A 15,004-nucleotide genomic window follows, 5' to 3' on the forward strand; every position below is an offset into this window, starting at 1 on the left:
GCGAGGAGGAGGGGGTGCTGGATCAGCGACTCGCCGCGCTCCTCGCGGCGGCGGTGCATGAGTGCGGCGAGGAGCAGCGGGTGCTCGATGAACGACTCCTCACCGTGCCCCTCGCGGCGGCGGTTCATGAGCGCCGCGAGCAGCAGGGGGTGCTCGATGATCGGTTCCTCACCGCCCTCCTCGCGGCGCCGCGCGAGCGCGGCCAGGAGGAGCGGGTGCTCGATGATCGGTTCCTCGCCGCGCTCCTCACGCCGGGAGAGCAACGCCGCCAGCAGAAGTGGGCCGAAGGCGGATTCCTCGCCGAACTCTTCCTGGCCTGTTCCGGCCTTCTCGCGAGTGGGAGTCTCCGTCGCTGCCGTCATGGTTTCCTCTTTCTTCGACGCATGACTCAGCGGAGTGCTCGGCTGCACAGGCAACCTCGTGCACTCCGCCCTACAGCCACATCGTCGAGTCGTGTGACGCCGGCCGCATTTCGATCATGCTCCATGTGGCCGACCTGCCGTCGGGGGCCTCGTACCGAACCGCCGTTCGGCCGACCGTGCGTACATGCGCCGCCAGTCGAGTGATCAACCATGACGGCCTCCGCAAGCCCGTGAGGATGAGCGGCTGAAATGAACGCCGTCCAAGGGGGGTCGCACGGCTGGAGACATCGGATGCGCCTACTGCGCAGAATCGCAGAGGGAGTGCTGCTGGCGCTCCTGCTGATCGGCCTCTCACCCGCCACCGCCCAGGCCGCGGAGAACCAGAACCGCAACGGCGCCTCCTGCCCGACCGGGCATCGGGACACCTCCCGGACCACGGCGCCGTACCCGCAGCTGGAGGCCTACCACGACGGTGACTGGCGGCTCGGCCCCGAGAAGCTCCCCAGCACCGGCCCGATCGGAAGGCTGCTGCGGGACTACCGCCCGACGGGCCCCACATCGCGGTACTGGTTCCTCGGCTGCTACTGGCAGACGAATCCGCAGAACCAGCCGACGCTGCAGGTCGGCGGCTGGTGGTACCCGGACAACCACGGGTTCGTGCTCCGCGACGGCCGCCCCGTGGAACGGTCGCTGACGCTCCGGCAGGGACAGCGGGTGGACCTCTTCGGCGGAGGCGACACGGGCCACTTCCTCGCACCGCAAGGCACGCCGTACGCCAAGCGCGCGATCCCACCGAGCAACCTGGACGAGTACAACTCCGCGAACCCTCAGTTCAATTACCACCTCTACGAGGTGCTCGCGCCGTTCACCGTCGAGGCCGGGCAGGCCAGGCCCTGGTTCTCCCAGCCCGGGCTGGGCACCCAGTACTACACGAGCACCACCGTCGGGGACCTGATCCAGGCCGGGAAGCTGAAGGAGATCACTGCCCCGTGACGCAGGGGCAGCTGATCAGCAAGTGAAGCGAAGGGTGATGAGCGAGGACCGCGTCGGCTGGTACCGGTCCGGCACCGCCGAACTGCACCTGAAGTCCCGCACCGACCTCACCGCCGCCGAGCAGGTCGTCACGCTGCCCGCGGATCCGGGCCTGCTCGACGGCGACCCCGTCCTGGCCGGCGACTGGCTGCTGCTGCCGTTGTCCTCCGGCGCGCCCGGCTCCCGGCTGCTCGCGGCCGACGTCGACGATCCCTCGGTGCAGCGGACCGTGCTGGCGAGCGCCGGTGAGCACCCGCTGGCGGCGGACGACGGCCGGCCGGACCTGGTCTCCCGCGACACCGGCGGCAGAGTGAGGCGCAACAACGGGGACGGGAAGGGCTCGTTCGGCGGGCGGACGCAGCTCGCGAGCGGCTGGAGCGGCCACAGGTCCCTTTCGTAGGGGCGGGCCCCCGCCCTCGTAGGCGCGGGCCGAGGCCGTTCGGCCCGGGAGCCGGAGCCGTTCGGCCCTGGCGGGGGCGTCGGGCGCGGACGAGGCTGGTTATGAGCGGTGAAGCCGCGGAACGGGGTACGCCCCGTCCGGCAGGGCCCTCCACGGAGCCCCGGTCGCAGGCCGGAACGTGCCCCCCTCATCGTGCGGCGACGCCCGGGACCGCGTCGCATTCCCCTCATACGAGGCTCATACGAGGCGCGGCCATCCATCTCGCACCTTCCTGTGGCGCGAGAAGAGGCAAGAAAGGTCCAGCCATGCACACTCAGCGCGCGAAGCGCCTCTTCGCGGCCGCCGCTGCCGGCGCCCTGCTGGCCGGCGGAGCCGCGATCGGCGCGGCCGGGACCGCGATGGCGGCTCCGGTTCACGACTCCTCCTATTCCCACCACTTCAACCGTGACTGTGACGACTGGTGGGGCGGCGACTGCTACGGCGGTGACCACGGCGGTTACGGCGGTGACCATGGCGGTTACGGCGGTGACCATGGCGGTTACGGCGGTGACCACGGCGGTGGCGGCGGTGACCACGGCGGTGGCGGCGGTGATCACGGCGGTGGCGGCGGTGATCACGGCGGTGGCGGCGGAGGCCACGGCGGTCGTTGAGCAGACGATCGAGAACGCGGTGTGCGGTGCCGGCGACGGTGCCGCACACCGCGCCGCGTCGGCCCCCGCGGCGGCAGGCCCTACGCTGATCCCCGTGAGGCAGGCAGGCGCTGGGAAGGACGAGCGGAGATGACGCCCCTGAGCAGCGGGGACCCGCGCTCCATAGGCGGGTACACCCTTCTCGGCCGGCTCGGGGCGGGCGGCATGGGAGTCGTCTACCTGGGAGTCTCCACCTCGGGACGGCAGGTCGCGGTCAAGCTCGTGCACGAGCCGTATGCCCAGGAGGACGAGTTCCGGACGCGCTTCCGGCAGGAGATCGCGGCGGCGCGCAGAGTGAGCGGTGCCTTCACCGCGCCGGTCCTGGACGCCGACCCGGACGCCGACCGGCCCTGGATGGCGACGCTCTACGTGCCGGGCCTCAACCTCGCCGAGGTCGTCGAGCGGGACGGCCCGCTGCGCGGACCGGACCTGCGGGCGCTGGGGCTGGGGCTCACCGAGGCGCTGCGCGACATCCACCGGGCGGGCCTGGTGCACCGGGACCTCAAGCCGGGCAACGTGCTGATGACCGGGGACGGTCCGCGCGTCATCGACTTCGGCATCTCGCGGGCCGCCGACAACCAGCGCCTCACCACGACCGGGCGGATGATCGGCACCCCTCCCTTCATGTCGCCGGAACAACTGTCCTCCCCCCGGGACGTCACCCCGGCCTCGGACGTGTTCTCGCTGGGGTCGCTGCTGGTGTTCGCGGCCGTCGGCACGGGACCGTTCGACGCCGACAGCCCGTACATCACCGGCTATCAGGTGGTGTTCGGAACCCCGGACCTCGGCGGGGTGCCCGAAGCGCTCCTGGGTGTCGTCGAGCGCTGCCTGGACAAGGACCCCGCGGCACGGCCGGAACTGACGGACGTGCACCGCATGCTCCAGGAACTGCCGGAGTCCGACGCCGCCTGGTCCCGGACGACCCCCTCCGTGAAACGCCGGGCCCGCCCGGCCGCGGGGGGCGCGGCCACCACCGTGCCCCGCACCGGCGGACGGCGCCGCGCCCGGATGCTGCTCACCGCCCTCGGTGCGACGCTGGCCGTCGCCGTGCTCGGTGCCGCGGTCGCCGCCTTCGGGTCGGATCCGTCCGGCACCGCCACCGCCGCCGCCACCCGCGCCGCGACGCTGCCCGACGGCTGGCGGCCGTGGCAGAAGCAGTTGCGGTACGACGTGCGGGGCATCCCGCTCGACTACGGCAGCCCCGGATGCGTCACCGACACAAGCGCCCTGTTCTGCGGCGGTACCGGCTTCACGGCCGCCAGGATCGACCCGGCCTCGGGCCGCATCCTGTGGCGCAGCGGCACCCGCCCGCAGGGGGCGCAGCCGGTCGGCGTCCGCGGCGGCCTGGTCTACATGTACGAGGAACCGGACGACCGGACCAGGCGCGTGGTGGCCCTCGACGCCGGTACCGGGCACCGGCGTTGGCAACGCGACATCAGTCGTTCCGAGGACGCGGTCCTGTACGACGGCGGACTGCTGACCCTGTCCCCCGACCACGCGTCGTTCGTGGCCTACGGTGCTTCCGGCAAGGAACTGTGGCGGGCGCCCTCGCTGGACGAGTACTGCACTCCGTCGGCGCTGGGCGGCGTCCCCTACGCCCTGTGCTCGAAGGGCACGGAGGCCGGTCAGGCCCCCGTCGAGCTGATGAGGCTCGGACCCGGCAGCCTGAGCGAGACGGCCACCCTGCCCGAGAAGGCGCAGGCGCTCGGCGCGGTCGGCGGGCAACCCCTGTTCCTCGCCCCGGGGACCGCGAAGGACGTGTACGAAGCCGGGTACGAACGGCCGTACAACGCGCTGTTGCGGGTGGCTCCGGAAACCGGTCAGGTCAGGCGGACACCGCTGGCGCATCCGCTGGCCGGCGCGGCCACCCTCGTGGACGGCGTCGTCTACTTCGTCCGGTCCGACGGGTCGGTGACCGCGGTGTCGGCGGCCGACGGCAGGCAGCTCTGGCAGCGGGTGACGGACGTGGAGAGCCTGTCCGCGCCCGCGGTGTCGACGACGTACGGGCGGGTCTACTTCTCCAACCGCTTCGGCCGGCTGCTGGCGCTGGACAGCCGCACCGGAGCGGAGATCTGGCGCACCTCGGCGCTGGCCGACCCCGGGGACAAGGCGCAGGCCGATCCGCCGCGCGTGCTGCTGGTCAAGGACGCGATCGTGGCGACGGCCGGTGACACGGCCTTCTCCCGGAGCCCGGACGGGCCAACCTGACGGGCCTCTGACGGTCCTCGGCTCCCGTCACCGACGGCACCCGTACGGGCACGCGGCGCTTGCGTGGGGTAAGCCGTGCGGTTCAGGGGGTGATGTCGCCTTACGTCTTTAGTGTTATATGAGCGGTATGCACCAACTGCTCCGGCGGTTGTGGTCCCGGCACGGGATACGCAGCGTCGCCGGCCAGATGTTCGGTCTGCAGGTCGTGGTCGTCCTGGTCATCGTGGCGGCCGCGGTCGTCGCGCTCCTGCTGGAGTCGCGGAGCGATGCCGAGCACGAGGCGCAGAAGCGCTCCCTCGCCGTGGCGGCCTCCGTCGCCTCGGACCCCTCGGTGCGGCGGGCGTTGACGGACGGCCGTCCGGGCGCCGCGCTCCAGCAGCAGGCCGAGGAGACCCGCAAGCTCTCCGGCGTGGACTTCGTCGTCGTGATGAGCCCCACCGGCATCCGCTACACCCACCCGGACCCGGCCCGGATCGGGCAGCACTTCATCGGCAGCATCGCCCCGGCGCTGCACGGCGGAATCGTCACCGAGACCACCGCCGGGACGCTGGGCCCCTCCGTCCGGACGGTGGTTCCGGTGACCGGTACCGGGGGGAAGGTCGTCGGACTGGTGTCCGCGGGCATCACCGTCCATCAGGTGACCCTGGCGGCCGGACGTGAGATGCCGCTCGTCCTGACGGCCGCGGGGCTGGTGCTCACGGCGGCCACCGGGGGAAGCGCGCTGATCGGCAGGCGCCTGAGCCACCAGACCCATGGCCTCGGACCGGTGCAGATGACGCGCATGTACGAGCACCACGACGCCGTGCTGCACGCGGTACGCGAAGGTGTCCTCATCGTCGACCCGCAGGGCCGGCTGCTGTTGGCCAACGACGAGGCGAGGCGCCTGCTCGGGCTCGGGGCCGACCTGGACGGCCGGTCCGTCACGGACCTCGGGCTCGACCCGGGGGCCGAACAGCTCCTGCTGTCCGGCAGGGTGACCACGGACGAGGTGATCGAGGTCGGCGACCGGCTGCTGGCGGTCAGCCAGCGCCCCGCGGCCCCGGCGGAACCGGGCGGCTGGGTCGCCACGCTGCGGGACACGACCGAACTCAGCGCCCTGATGGGCCGGGTGGAGCTGGTCCAGGGACGGCTCAGACTGCTGTACGACGCCGGGATACGCATCGGCACCACCCTCGACGTGCACCGCACCGCCGAGGAACTGGCGGAGTTCGCCGTGTCCGGGTTCGCCGACCACGTCACCGTCGACCTGGCCGACGCCGTGCTGCGCGGCGAGGAACCCACCGCCCTGGACGCCGTGGAGCTGCGCCGTGTCGCACTGGGCGGTGCCCGGCCGGACATACCGTTCTACCCGGCCGGTGAGCTCATCCGCTTCGGCCCCGCGACCCCGCAGGCGTCGTGCTTCGGTTCCGGGCGGATGGCGCTGGAGGCCGACCTGGCGGCCTTCTCCGGCTGGCAGGGACAGGACCCGGACCGCGCTCGGCGGCTGGTGGCCCGCGGCGTCCACTCCATGGTCACCGCTCCGCTGCGGGCCCGCGGTGTGATCCTCGGCGTGGTCACCTTCTGGCGTTCCAAGGAGCCGGCGCCCTTCACCCACGAGGACCTCTCCCTCGCGGAGGAGCTGGTCGCCCGCGCGGCGGTGAGCATCGACAACGCCCGCCGCTTCGCGCGGGAGCACACCATGGCGGTGACGCTGCAGCGCAGCCTGCTGCCGCACGCCCTGCCGGAGCAGAACGCGGTCGACGTGGCGCACCGCTACGTCCCGGCCGAGGCGGGGCTCGGCGGTGTCGGCGGCGACTGGTTCGACGTCATACCCCTGCCGGGGGCGCGGGTCGCCATCGTGGTGGGCGACGTCGTGGGACACGGGCTGCACGCCGCCGCCACCATGGGCCAGCTGCGTACCGCCGTCCAGAACCTGTCCACGCTCGACCTGCCGCCCGACGAACTCCTCTGGCACCTGGACGAGCTGGTCACCCGCATCGACCAGGACCGGGAGGGGGACGGCGGAACCCCGACGCTCACCGGCGCCACCTGTCTGTACGCGATCTACGACCCGGTGTCCGGCCGGTGCACGATGGCCAGGGCGGGCCACCTGGAACCCGTCCTCGTGCACCCGGACGGCCGCGCCCGCCTGTCCGGGGCGGTGGCCGGCCCGCCGTTGGGGCTGGGCGGGCTGCCGTACGAGAAGACCGAGGTGCTCCTGCCCGAGGGCAGCAGCATCGTCCTCTACACCGACGGTCTGGTGGAGGACCGGCGGCACGACATCGACGAGCGCATCGAACGCCTCCGCCGTGCCGTCGAACCGGCGGGACGCACGCCGGACCAGATGTGCCGGGCCGCGATGGACACCATGCCGCCCGGACCGCCGCGTGACGACGTGGCCCTGGTCGTCGCCCGCACCCGGCTGCTCGACGCGGAGCACACCGTGTGCTGGGAGGTGCCGTCCGACCCGTCGGCGGTCGCCGGGGTGCGTGCGGCCGCCACCGGGATCCTGCGGGACTGGGGGCTGGAGGAGGAGGCGTTCACCCTGGAGCTGACCCTCAGCGAGCTGGTCACCAACGCCATCCGGTACGCGACCGGCCCCATCGGGGTCCGGCTGATCCACGACCGCAGCCTCATCTGCGAGGTCTCCGACGGCAGCAGCGTGTCCCCGCACCTGCGCCGGGCCACCACCACGGAGGAGGGCGGCCGCGGCCTCTTCCTGGTGGCCCAGTTCGCCGACCGGTGGGGGACCCGCTACACCTCCGAGGGCAAGGTCATCTGGACCGAACATCGCCTCGCCGCACCGTCCTGACGCGCCTGACGTGCCCGGGGTTCTCAGGGCCCGGTGGCCGCGGGGCGGTCCGGGAGGATGGGGAAGATCTGGTCGAGGCCGACGATCCTGAGCACGCGCAGGGTGTGGGCGGGGACGGCGGCGAGCGCGATGCCGGCCCGGGCGGCGTGCGCGTGGTTGCGTGCGGCGATCAGGGCGGTGATGCCGCTCGAGTCGCAGAACTCCATCCCGGCCAGGTCCAGGACCAGGTCCTGGCCCGGTCGCAGGGGGAGGGCGGCGACCAGGTCGTTCAGTCGGGCGGCGGTGGTGTGGTCGAGTTCGCCGAGGACCTCGAGGACGGGGCCCGTCGGGGTGTCGCGGGTGGTGAGGTGCAGAGGGCTCATTTCGTGTTCTTCGTGAGGGACGCGGCGGTGGGGACGCCGAGGGCGAGCAGGGCGGTGTCGTCGTCGAGTCCGTCGCCGAAGCCGTCCAGCAGGCCGGTCAGGGCCTGGACGACGGCGTGCGGGGGCCGGCCGGCGTGGTCGGCGGCGAAGGCGCGGAGCGCGTCGTCGCCGTACAGGGAGCTGCGGTCCGCACCGGTCCTGGCCTCGGTGACGCCGTCGCTGTACAGGAGGAGGGTGTCCCCCGGCCGCAGCGTGGTGGTGGCGGTGGCGAAGTGCGCGGCCGGCACGATGCCGACGAGGAGGCCGCCGGGGGTGGGCAGGAAGTCGGCGGTGCCGTCCGCCCGCAGGACGAGGGCCGGGGGGTGTCCGCCGGAGGCGAGGGTGACGGTGGCCTGTCCGGTCGCGGGATCGGGCTCGGCGATGCCGAATATGGTGGTGCAGTAGCGCGGATCGCCGCCCGTGTACCGCTCGTGGAGCACCCTGTTGAGGGTGGTCAGGGCGGTGACCGGGTCGGGGTCGTGCAGGGCGGCCGCGCGCAGCGTGTAGCGGGTCAGCGAGGTGACGGCGGCGGCCTGCGGGCCCTTGCCGCACACGTCGCCGAGGAAGAAGCCGAAGCGTTTGCCGTCCACGGGGAACAGGTCGTAGAAGTCGCCGCCGAGCCGGTCGGGGGAGGCGGTGCGGTAGTGGGCGGCCGCCTCCATGCCGGGCACCTGGGGCAGCGAGTCGGGCAGCAGCGACTGCTGGAGGACGGCGAGGGCGTCCTGCAGCCGGGCGCGATCGGCCTCGGCCTGCTCACGGGCCTCCTCCGCCGCCCGGCGGGCGCGCAGGAGTTCCTCCTCGTAGGCGCGGCGGTCCCGGGCGTCGAAGACGGTCGTACGGATCAGCTGGGGCCGGCCGTCCTCGCCGTGTTTGACCGCGGACGACACCAGTACCGGCATCCGCGTGCCGCCGGGCCGCCTGAGCTCCAGGGCGATGCCGCCGATCTCGCCCCGCATCCGCAGCAGCGGCGCGAAGTGCGTCTCGTGGTAGAGCCTGCCGCCCACGGTCAGCAGGTCGGTGAACCGCATCCGGCCCACCACCGCCTCCCGTTCCAGGCCGAGCCAGCCCAGCAGAGTGGTGTTGATCTTGGCGATGGTGCCGTCCATCAGCGTGGACAGGTATCCGCACGGGGCGCTCTCGTAGAGTTCCTCGGCACTGTCCTCCAGCAGGGCGGCGAACGCCGCGTTCGCGGCCTGCTGGCCGTCCGCGTCCTGTGGCTCGGGCTGCTGCCCGGTCCGGCACATCATCGCAGGCCCGCCAGGAAGGCGGTGATCGCCTGGTTGGTGGCCTCCGGTGCGGACAGGTGCGGGCAGTGCCCGGTGGCGTCGAGGGTGACCAGCGTCGACCCCGGGATCGACCGGTGGACGAAGGCGCCCACCTCGCGGGGCGCGATGGCGTCCTGGGTGCACTCCAGCACCAGCGTCGGCACGCTCACGGTCTTGAGGTCGTCCCTGGAGTCCGAGAGGAACGTGGTCCGGGCGAAGACCCGCGCCATGTCCGGGTGGGTGGCGCAGAAGCTGTTGGCCAGCTCCTCGCCCAGCTCGGGGCGTTCCGGGTTGCCCATGATCACCGGTGCCATCGTCGTCGACCAGCCCAGGTAGTTCGACTCCAGCGCGGCCAGCAGCTCGTCGATGTCGTCGGCGGTGAAGCCGCCCCGGTAGCCGTCGTCGTCGATGTACCGCGGCGACGGGGCGATCATCACCAGCGCGCCGATGCGTTCGGGAACCAGGCCGGCGGCCAGTACCCCGATCATGGCGCTGACCGAGTGCCCCACGAACACCGCGTCGCGCAGGTCGAGCGCCGCGCACACCTCGGCCACGTCCTGGGCGTAGCCGTCCAGTGAGGAGTAGCGGTCGGCCGAGAACGCGGTCAGGTCGGAACGGCCCGAGCCCACGTAGTCGAAGAGCACCACCCGGTGGTCCTCGGCCAGGGCGGGCACCGTCAGCCGCCACATGTTCTGATCGCAGCCGAACCCGTGCGCGAGCACCACCGTCGGCCCCTGCGGGTTGCCGACGACCGTGACGTTGTTCCTGCGATCGACATCCATGACCTCACCCTTTCAGATACCTCGCTGTTCCCGGTGAGTGCCCCGTTTCCGCCGGGCAAGGCGGGGAACCCGCGGCTCTACCGAGACAGCGGCACCGATGTCCAGAAGGAGGCATGTTCCATGACTGCCGGCGAGAAGGCCAAGGCGAAGACCGAGCAGGCCGAGGGGAAGACCAAGGAGACGCTGGGGAACGCCGTCGGCAACGACCGCATGGCCGCCGAGGGACAGGCGGAGAAGAGCAAGGGTGACGCTCGTGAGGCCAAGGAGAAGACCAAGGACGCGTTCAAGCACTGAGGTCTTCGCCACCCATGCCCAGGGCCCTCCCGGAACGATCCGGGAGGGCCCTGCTCGTTCCTCCGGCACCGGCCGCCTCACCGGTCACCTCCCATGAACAAGGGGATTTCGGGTAAATGAGCTGAAGCGACGGTAAGAGCCCGCGACGAGGGGACACGGGAGGCGAGGAAGAGAAGACAGGGAAGGCAAGGACGCCAAGGACGACCCACGGGAAGAGTTCTATGGTCACCCCGTTGAAGAACCGGGCATCGGACGAACAGGAACGCGCAGCGCCCCTGCGTTACAGCGTCGCCTGGGACGCGGCGGACGCATCGGTCGCGGACGCCCGGACCGCGGTGCGCACGCTGCTGGCCCGGGCCGGCCACGACCCAGGTGACCGGCCGAGTCAGGACGCCCAGCTCGTCGTCAGCGAACTGGTCACCAACGCGCTGCGGCACGCACCCGGCCCGGCGGCTCTGGCACTGGAGGTGTCACCCGACGCGGACCTGCTGCGCATCACCGTGAGCGACAGCTCCCCCCGACCACCCGAACTGCCCGCCCACGACGCCCGCCGGGTCGGCGGACACGGCCTGCACCTGGTCAACCGGCTGTGCGGCCGGCTGCACACCGTCGCGCAGGCGACCGGCAAGCAGGTCGTCGCCCACCTGAACCTGCGCGAGTCCGCCGCCTCCTAGACCCGGCAGGCGGCGGCCCCGCGGGGCGTCAGCGGCGGGTGGGGTGTGCCGGGTCGGGGCGGCCGACCGTCAGGGGTGCCGGGCGGTACGGCACGTACGCCGCCCCGTCCAGGCCCAGTGCGGTGGCCGACCTCTGGAGCGCGGCCGGGGTCGCGGCGTCGTCCCAGCGGCCGGTGTCCACGCGGTGTTCGAGGGCGTGCAGGGCGGCCACGGTCTCGGCGGTGGTGAACGTGCAGTGGCCCTGGCGCTCGACGTACGCCTGGCGCAGCAGCGCGCCGTCGCCGGCGGCACGCACGCGGGCGGCGAAGCGGTTCTCCTGCTGCACCGGGACGAGGTTGTCGGCGGTGGTGTGGACGTCGAGCAGGGGCACCCCGAGTCCCTGGCCCGCCGAGGACGTGCGCTGCGCGGTACGGACCGCGGCGGGATCGGCGTCGTAGTCGGCGCCCTCGGTCAGCGTCCGCAGGTCGGCGTCGAGGGCCAGCCCGGCCGCCCGGTACAGGGCGCGGACCTGGGGCGCGTGTTCGGAACCGGCGAGCAGACGGGCGTAGTCGACGCCCCGGTTCCAGGAGTTGTCGCCGCCGACGGACTGCTCGACGGCGTACCGGCCGCCCTCGACGAACGCCAGGATGCCCTGCGCGAACCAGTCGTACTGCTGCGCCTCCTGACCTGCCCAGTCGGTCGCGGCCGGGCGCGTCTTCCCGGGTGACCAGGCGGGCAGGTTGAGGAAGGCGGCGGCGAGCGCGATCCGGGCGCGGCCCTGGGGCGTGGCCTGCGCGGCGGTGACGGCGGCGGTGAGCCGGTTCGCGGTGGCGGCCGCCTCGTCGGCGGAGCCGAACCGGACCAGCTTGACATCCTGCGCGGGCAGGAGCAGCCGTGCGATCGTGTACTCGGCGTCCAGCTGGTAGTTGTCCAGGTCCGTGCCGCCCGCGACCAGGCCGCACTGGCCGAGCGCACCGTCGATGCGGCCGGCGCCGTCCCGGGCCAGCTGCGCGTTCACCAGGCCGCCCATGGACTGGCCGACGGCGATGGTCCGCCGCGGTCGGCCGATTTTCGCGGTGACGGCGTCGAGGGTGGCGAACTGGTCGCGTTCGGCGCTGTTCAGGGCCCACATCGAGCCATGGGGGTCGTAGGACGAGCCCGCCAGCGCGTAGCCCTCGGCCAGCAGTTCCGTGCGGACGGCGTCGGTCGGGGCGTCCCTGGCGACGGTCGGGCCGAAGCCGTGGCTGAACAGCAGCAGGGTGCCGTTCCAGTGCTCGGGTACGTCCGCCGTCCAGGCGGCGCCGTCGGAGAGGGTGCCGGTGAGGTTGCCGGCGGCCGGGGTGGCCGCCTCGGCGGCGGGCGCGGGCAGGGCGCCGAGGGCCGTGGTGGCCAGCGTGGCGAGGGTGGCGAGGGCGGTGCGCAGCCGGGTGCTGACGGGCATGGAAGCGGCTCCTTGCGGGTGGGGGCGGGGAGCGGGTGCTCAGGTGAATGCCGAGCCAAGACACCGAGGAATGTAGGGCCGATTTCTAACGGCGGTCAATGCAATGCACAACATTGGCGTACACGTGTCCCGGTATCGAGCCACGAACCGTCGCGGTGAAGGGGCCGACCGGTGGGTGACTGGCCTGGGCGCCGGGAGAATCATCGTCATGAGTCGGCGCGGCCGACATCGCCGGCGAGCGCGGCGAGGAGGGTGCCGCCCGGATCAAGGAGCCGACCGCCGGCGCCGGCGCCGGCTGGGCCCCGGAGCGCCTCGGTACGCCCAGTCCCCGGGGCGGGCCCCCACTCGGCCCGCCCCGGCGGCAGTTGGCTTCGTCGGCCGCCCGGCACCCGTCCGCCGCTTCCTGCCCGACCGCGTGCGGGCGATGGACGGGCGTCGCGCGGTCAAGGCCCTCCTGGAGCCCCGACCGCGCGGCCGCGGGGGATTACTGTCCGACCGGGTTGAGGTAGGTGCCCGGGTGGGTGGCGCCGTCCTGCTTCAGGATCTGGCCGCCGAACGGCCACTTCAGGGTGAAGTGCTTCGTCTCGTTCGGCGGGGTGACCAGGAACTTCGCGGGGACGAACTTCTTCTTCTGCGGCGTGGACCTGGCAACGGGGAGCAGGTTGATGCTGAAGTCCGTCGTGTCCCCCCGCCCCAGGGTGATCTTCGTGGGCCTCTTGGAGGAGCGCACCAGGGACCAGGTGCCGTCGGTCCGCTGGGCGCCGACCATGTCGACACCGGCGAAGCCGGACAGGGTGCAGGTGCGGTTGCTCTTGTTGGTGAACCAGATGAACGCCTGCGTCTGCTTCCCGGCCCGCCCCATCTCCGGCTTCGCGTCGTCCCCGGTGGCGAAACCGGCCTTCAGGTCGGCGGTGTGGCAACGCGTCGGCGCGGCCTTGGCGGTGGCGGCCGAGGCCGGGACGGCGGCGACGGCGGTGCCGGCGGCGACGATCGCCGCAAGGGCCACGGCGGTCATTTTGGTCTTCATGGCGTCTTCGGTTCCCCTCAAATACGACTCGGTGCGCGAGGTCGGTGCGCACCCACGCACCTGTAGACGCTCGATGCCCGGCGGAGGTTCGGTGCGCCGGTCAACCTTTTCCGCCGCGTACGGTGGGGGCATGGCGCCGCCTCTGCCCGGGCCGTTGGCCCACCTGGCCCCGCTGCTCACCCACTACGGCTACTGGGCCGTCGGTGGCGTGGTCCTGGTCGAGGACTTCGGGGTCCCCGCGCCGGGAGAGACCGTCCTGATCGCCGCCGGGATCTACGCGGGCGCCGGACAGCTGAACATCGTGGCCGTGGCGGTCATCGCCTTCGTCGCCGCCGTGGCCGGGGACAACATCGGCTACCTGATCGGCCACACCGGCGGCCGGGCCGTCGTACACCGCTGGGGCCGGTACGTGTTCCTGACCCCGGAGCGCTTCCGGGCCGCCGAGGAGTTCTTCACCCGCCACGGCGGCAAGATCGTCGTCGTCGCCCGCTTCGTCGAGGGACTGCGCCAGGTCAACGGCATCATCGCGGGCACCAGCGGGATGCCCTGGCGCCGTTTCCTCGTCTTCAACGCCCTGGGCGCCGCCTTGTGGGTCGGCCTGTGGACGAGCCTGTCCTATGCGGCGGGCTCCCACATCACGGCCATCTACGACGAGATCGCCCGGTACCAGCTCTACGCCCTCGTCGCCCTGGGCGTCCTGGTCGCCGCCCTGGTCCTCCGGCACGTCCGGCGCCGCCGCCACCGGGACCCACAGAACTGACCGCCCCGGGGACCGTTCACCTTCCCGGCGCCGCCCCGCGGCGGACGAGCGCGACCAGCGCGCCGACCAGGGCGGAGGCCGACGGGGAGAAGGCGGAGGCCGCGGCCCCCTGCCCGAGGCGGGCGGCCCACAGCAGGCCGGGGCTGTCGGCGAGGGCGTACAGCGCGGACGCGGCGGCGAAGGCCCCGAGCCCGCCGAGCAGGACGGGCCGTGCCCCGACCCGGTCGGCGAGGGTGCCGAACACCGGCTTCAGCAGCACCTCGGCGCCGTCGTACAGGGCGAGCGGCCCGCCCAGCACCAGCAGCGAACCGACCCCCTCGGCACCGAGGCTCGCGGCGACGCCGTGCGCCCCGAAGGCGGTGGTGAACCCGGCCGCGTACAGCGGCCGCAACTGCCGCACCGGGGCGGTCCCGGAAGGGAGTCGCGGTTTTGTCGACCGACTGTCGGACACAGGGACAAACGTTACGCCTGGTCTCACCGAGGGCGGGGCGGCCGGGGGAACGGCGGCCGGTTCACTGGAGGCCGAGGCGGCTGAGGGCGGTGGTCCAGTCGGTGACTATCGCCTGCTGTGCGGCGGCGAGGGTGATCCGGCCGGCGCAGACCGCGGTGTGCAGCTTGGTCTCCACCGGGTCCTTCCTGTTGTTCACCCCCTGGCTGTCCTTGTGGCCGGGGTCGGCCGGTTCGACCCACAGGTTCCGGTCGTCGTTGGGATCGCCGCCCAGCTGGAGGCTTATGAGGTGGTCGTACTCGGCCTCCGACATCTTGCCGGTGAAGCCGTACGAGGCGGCGTTGAGCTTCTTCTCCTTGCCGGTGACGTACGCGGAGGGGCGCACGCCGGAGGTGTAACCGCCCTTGCGCCCAGCACGAGGGGCCGCTCCCCGCTTTCATCACCGGCCTGC

Annotated in this window: 15 protein-coding genes and 1 pseudogene; 8 read left to right on the plus strand and 8 right to left on the minus strand. The window is 72.7% G+C overall.

Annotation, left to right across the window (positions count from 1 at the left end):
* Positions 1-362 (minus strand): hypothetical protein (locus ABZ646_RS22915; RefSeq protein WP_360521834.1); only part of this gene is annotated, 362 nt, incomplete at its 3' end.
* Positions 363-653: 291 nt separating this feature from the next.
* On the opposite strand from ABZ646_RS22915, the gene ABZ646_RS22920 reads away from it, so the two are divergent.
* From ABZ646_RS22920 to ABZ646_RS22940, 5 genes are all read left to right on the plus strand, one after another.
* The gene (locus tag ABZ646_RS22920) at positions 654-1,355 is read left to right on the plus strand and encodes a TNT domain-containing protein (RefSeq protein WP_360521837.1); all 702 of its coding nucleotides are present in this window, start codon (positions 654-656) and stop codon (positions 1,353-1,355) included.
* Positions 1,356-1,392: 37 nt separating this feature from the next.
* Positions 1,393-1,794, plus strand: a complete 402-nt coding sequence (locus ABZ646_RS22925) for a VCBS repeat-containing protein (RefSeq protein WP_360521840.1) — start codon at positions 1,393-1,395, stop codon at positions 1,792-1,794.
* Positions 1,795-2,099: 305 nt separating this feature from the next.
* Complete coding sequence (locus ABZ646_RS22930) at positions 2,100-2,444, plus strand: hypothetical protein (protein WP_360521843.1); 345 nt, start codon at positions 2,100-2,102, stop codon at positions 2,442-2,444.
* 129 nt (positions 2,445-2,573) lie between these two features.
* Positions 2,574-4,691: a serine/threonine-protein kinase gene (locus tag ABZ646_RS22935; protein ID WP_360521846.1), complete on the plus strand. Its 2,118-nt coding sequence runs from the start codon at positions 2,574-2,576 to the stop codon at positions 4,689-4,691.
* 127 nt (positions 4,692-4,818) lie between these two features.
* Positions 4,819-7,482 carry a SpoIIE family protein phosphatase gene (locus ABZ646_RS22940; protein ID WP_360521849.1) on the plus strand — a complete coding sequence of 888 codons (2,664 nt, stop codon included), beginning with the start codon at positions 4,819-4,821 and terminating at the stop codon, positions 7,480-7,482.
* 23 nt (positions 7,483-7,505) lie between these two features.
* Here the strand turns inward: ABZ646_RS22940 and ABZ646_RS22945 are convergent, their stop codons facing one another.
* Genes ABZ646_RS22945 through ABZ646_RS22955 form a run of 3 tightly spaced genes read right to left on the minus strand, consistent with a single transcriptional unit; the run spans position 7,506 to position 9,930 of the window.
* On the minus strand, positions 7,506-7,844 hold the full coding sequence (locus ABZ646_RS22945) for an STAS domain-containing protein (protein ID WP_360521852.1): 339 nt from the start codon (positions 7,842-7,844) through the stop codon (positions 7,506-7,508).
* Positions 7,841-9,127, minus strand: coding sequence for a SpoIIE family protein phosphatase (locus ABZ646_RS22950; protein ID WP_360521870.1), 1,287 nt, complete (start codon positions 9,125-9,127; stop codon positions 7,841-7,843). Before ABZ646_RS22950 ends, ABZ646_RS22945 begins: the two co-directional genes overlap by 4 nt.
* Positions 9,127-9,930 (minus strand): alpha/beta hydrolase, encoded by an 804-nt coding sequence (locus ABZ646_RS22955; protein ID WP_360521855.1) that lies wholly within the window; start codon positions 9,928-9,930, stop codon positions 9,127-9,129. Before ABZ646_RS22955 ends, ABZ646_RS22950 begins: the two co-directional genes overlap by 1 nt.
* 120 nt (positions 9,931-10,050) lie before the next feature.
* Here ABZ646_RS22955 and ABZ646_RS22960 point away from each other — a divergent pair, with 120 nt between their 5' ends.
* Both ABZ646_RS22960 and ABZ646_RS22965 read left to right on the plus strand, forming a co-directional pair.
* The gene (locus ABZ646_RS22960; protein ID WP_132889636.1) at positions 10,051-10,224 is read left to right on the plus strand and encodes a CsbD family protein; all 174 of its coding nucleotides are present in this window, start codon (positions 10,051-10,053) and stop codon (positions 10,222-10,224) included.
* Positions 10,225-10,457: 233 nt separating this feature from the next.
* Positions 10,458-10,898, plus strand: coding sequence for an ATP-binding protein (locus ABZ646_RS22965; protein ID WP_360521858.1), 441 nt, complete (start codon positions 10,458-10,460; stop codon positions 10,896-10,898).
* A gap of 28 nt (positions 10,899-10,926) precedes the next feature.
* Here the strand turns inward: ABZ646_RS22965 and ABZ646_RS22970 are convergent, their stop codons facing one another.
* Together ABZ646_RS22970 and ABZ646_RS22975 are read right to left on the minus strand one after the other, a co-directional pair.
* Complete coding sequence (locus tag ABZ646_RS22970; protein WP_360521861.1) at positions 10,927-12,318, minus strand: alpha/beta hydrolase; 1,392 nt, start codon at positions 12,316-12,318, stop codon at positions 10,927-10,929.
* A gap of 484 nt (positions 12,319-12,802) precedes the next feature.
* A complete protein-coding gene (locus tag ABZ646_RS22975; RefSeq protein ID WP_360521864.1) occupies positions 12,803-13,345 on the minus strand; it encodes a DUF4232 domain-containing protein in 543 nt (180 codons plus the stop codon).
* Positions 13,346-13,475: 130 nt separating this feature from the next.
* Here ABZ646_RS22975 and ABZ646_RS22980 point away from each other — a divergent pair, with 130 nt between their 5' ends.
* Positions 13,476-14,105 (plus strand): DedA family protein, encoded by a 630-nt coding sequence (locus ABZ646_RS22980; protein ID WP_360521867.1) that lies wholly within the window; start codon positions 13,476-13,478, stop codon positions 14,103-14,105.
* A 16-nt stretch (positions 14,106-14,121) separates the two neighbouring features.
* On the opposite strand, the gene ABZ646_RS22985 is transcribed toward ABZ646_RS22980, so the two are convergent.
* Positions 14,122-14,496, minus strand: coding sequence for an MFS transporter (locus ABZ646_RS22985; RefSeq protein ID WP_360521873.1), 375 nt, complete (start codon positions 14,494-14,496; stop codon positions 14,122-14,124).
* Between the two features lie 121 nt (positions 14,497-14,617).
* Positions 14,618-14,962, minus strand: a pseudogene (locus ABZ646_RS22990) (hypothetical protein); the annotation flags it as partial.
* Positions 14,963-15,004: the final 42 nt, after the last annotated feature.

Origin of the sequence: Streptomyces sp. NPDC007162 (genome assembly GCF_040634175.1) — a bacterium.
In the GTDB taxonomy this organism is placed as follows: domain Bacteria; phylum Actinomycetota; class Actinomycetes; order Streptomycetales; family Streptomycetaceae; genus Streptomyces.

Excerpts from the sequence above, each read along its gene's own strand:
- ABZ646_RS22920 (WP_360521837.1), top strand. The coding sequence starts at position 654 with ATGCGCCTACTGCGCAGAATCGCAGAGGGAGTGCTGCTGGCGCTCCTG.
- ABZ646_RS22960 (WP_132889636.1), top strand. The coding sequence starts at position 10,051 with ATGACTGCCGGCGAGAAGGCCAAGGCGAAGACCGAGCAGGCCGAGGGG.
- ABZ646_RS22935 (WP_360521846.1), top strand. The coding sequence starts at position 2,574 with ATGACGCCCCTGAGCAGCGGGGACCCGCGCTCCATAGGCGGGTACACC.
- ABZ646_RS22955 (WP_360521855.1), bottom strand. The coding sequence starts at position 9,930 with ATGGATGTCGATCGCAGGAACAACGTCACGGTCGTCGGCAACCCGCAG.
- ABZ646_RS22925 (WP_360521840.1), top strand. The coding sequence starts at position 1,393 with ATGAGCGAGGACCGCGTCGGCTGGTACCGGTCCGGCACCGCCGAACTG.
- ABZ646_RS22980 (WP_360521867.1), top strand. The coding sequence starts at position 13,476 with ATGGCGCCGCCTCTGCCCGGGCCGTTGGCCCACCTGGCCCCGCTGCTC.
- ABZ646_RS22930 (WP_360521843.1), top strand. The coding sequence starts at position 2,100 with ATGCACACTCAGCGCGCGAAGCGCCTCTTCGCGGCCGCCGCTGCCGGC.
- ABZ646_RS22970 (WP_360521861.1), bottom strand. The coding sequence starts at position 12,318 with ATGCCCGTCAGCACCCGGCTGCGCACCGCCCTCGCCACCCTCGCCACG.
- ABZ646_RS22975 (WP_360521864.1), bottom strand. The coding sequence starts at position 13,345 with ATGAAGACCAAAATGACCGCCGTGGCCCTTGCGGCGATCGTCGCCGCC.
- ABZ646_RS22950 (WP_360521870.1), bottom strand. The coding sequence starts at position 9,127 with ATGTGCCGGACCGGGCAGCAGCCCGAGCCACAGGACGCGGACGGCCAG.
- ABZ646_RS22940 (WP_360521849.1), top strand. The coding sequence starts at position 4,819 with ATGCACCAACTGCTCCGGCGGTTGTGGTCCCGGCACGGGATACGCAGC.
- ABZ646_RS22945 (WP_360521852.1), bottom strand. The coding sequence starts at position 7,844 with ATGAGCCCTCTGCACCTCACCACCCGCGACACCCCGACGGGCCCCGTC.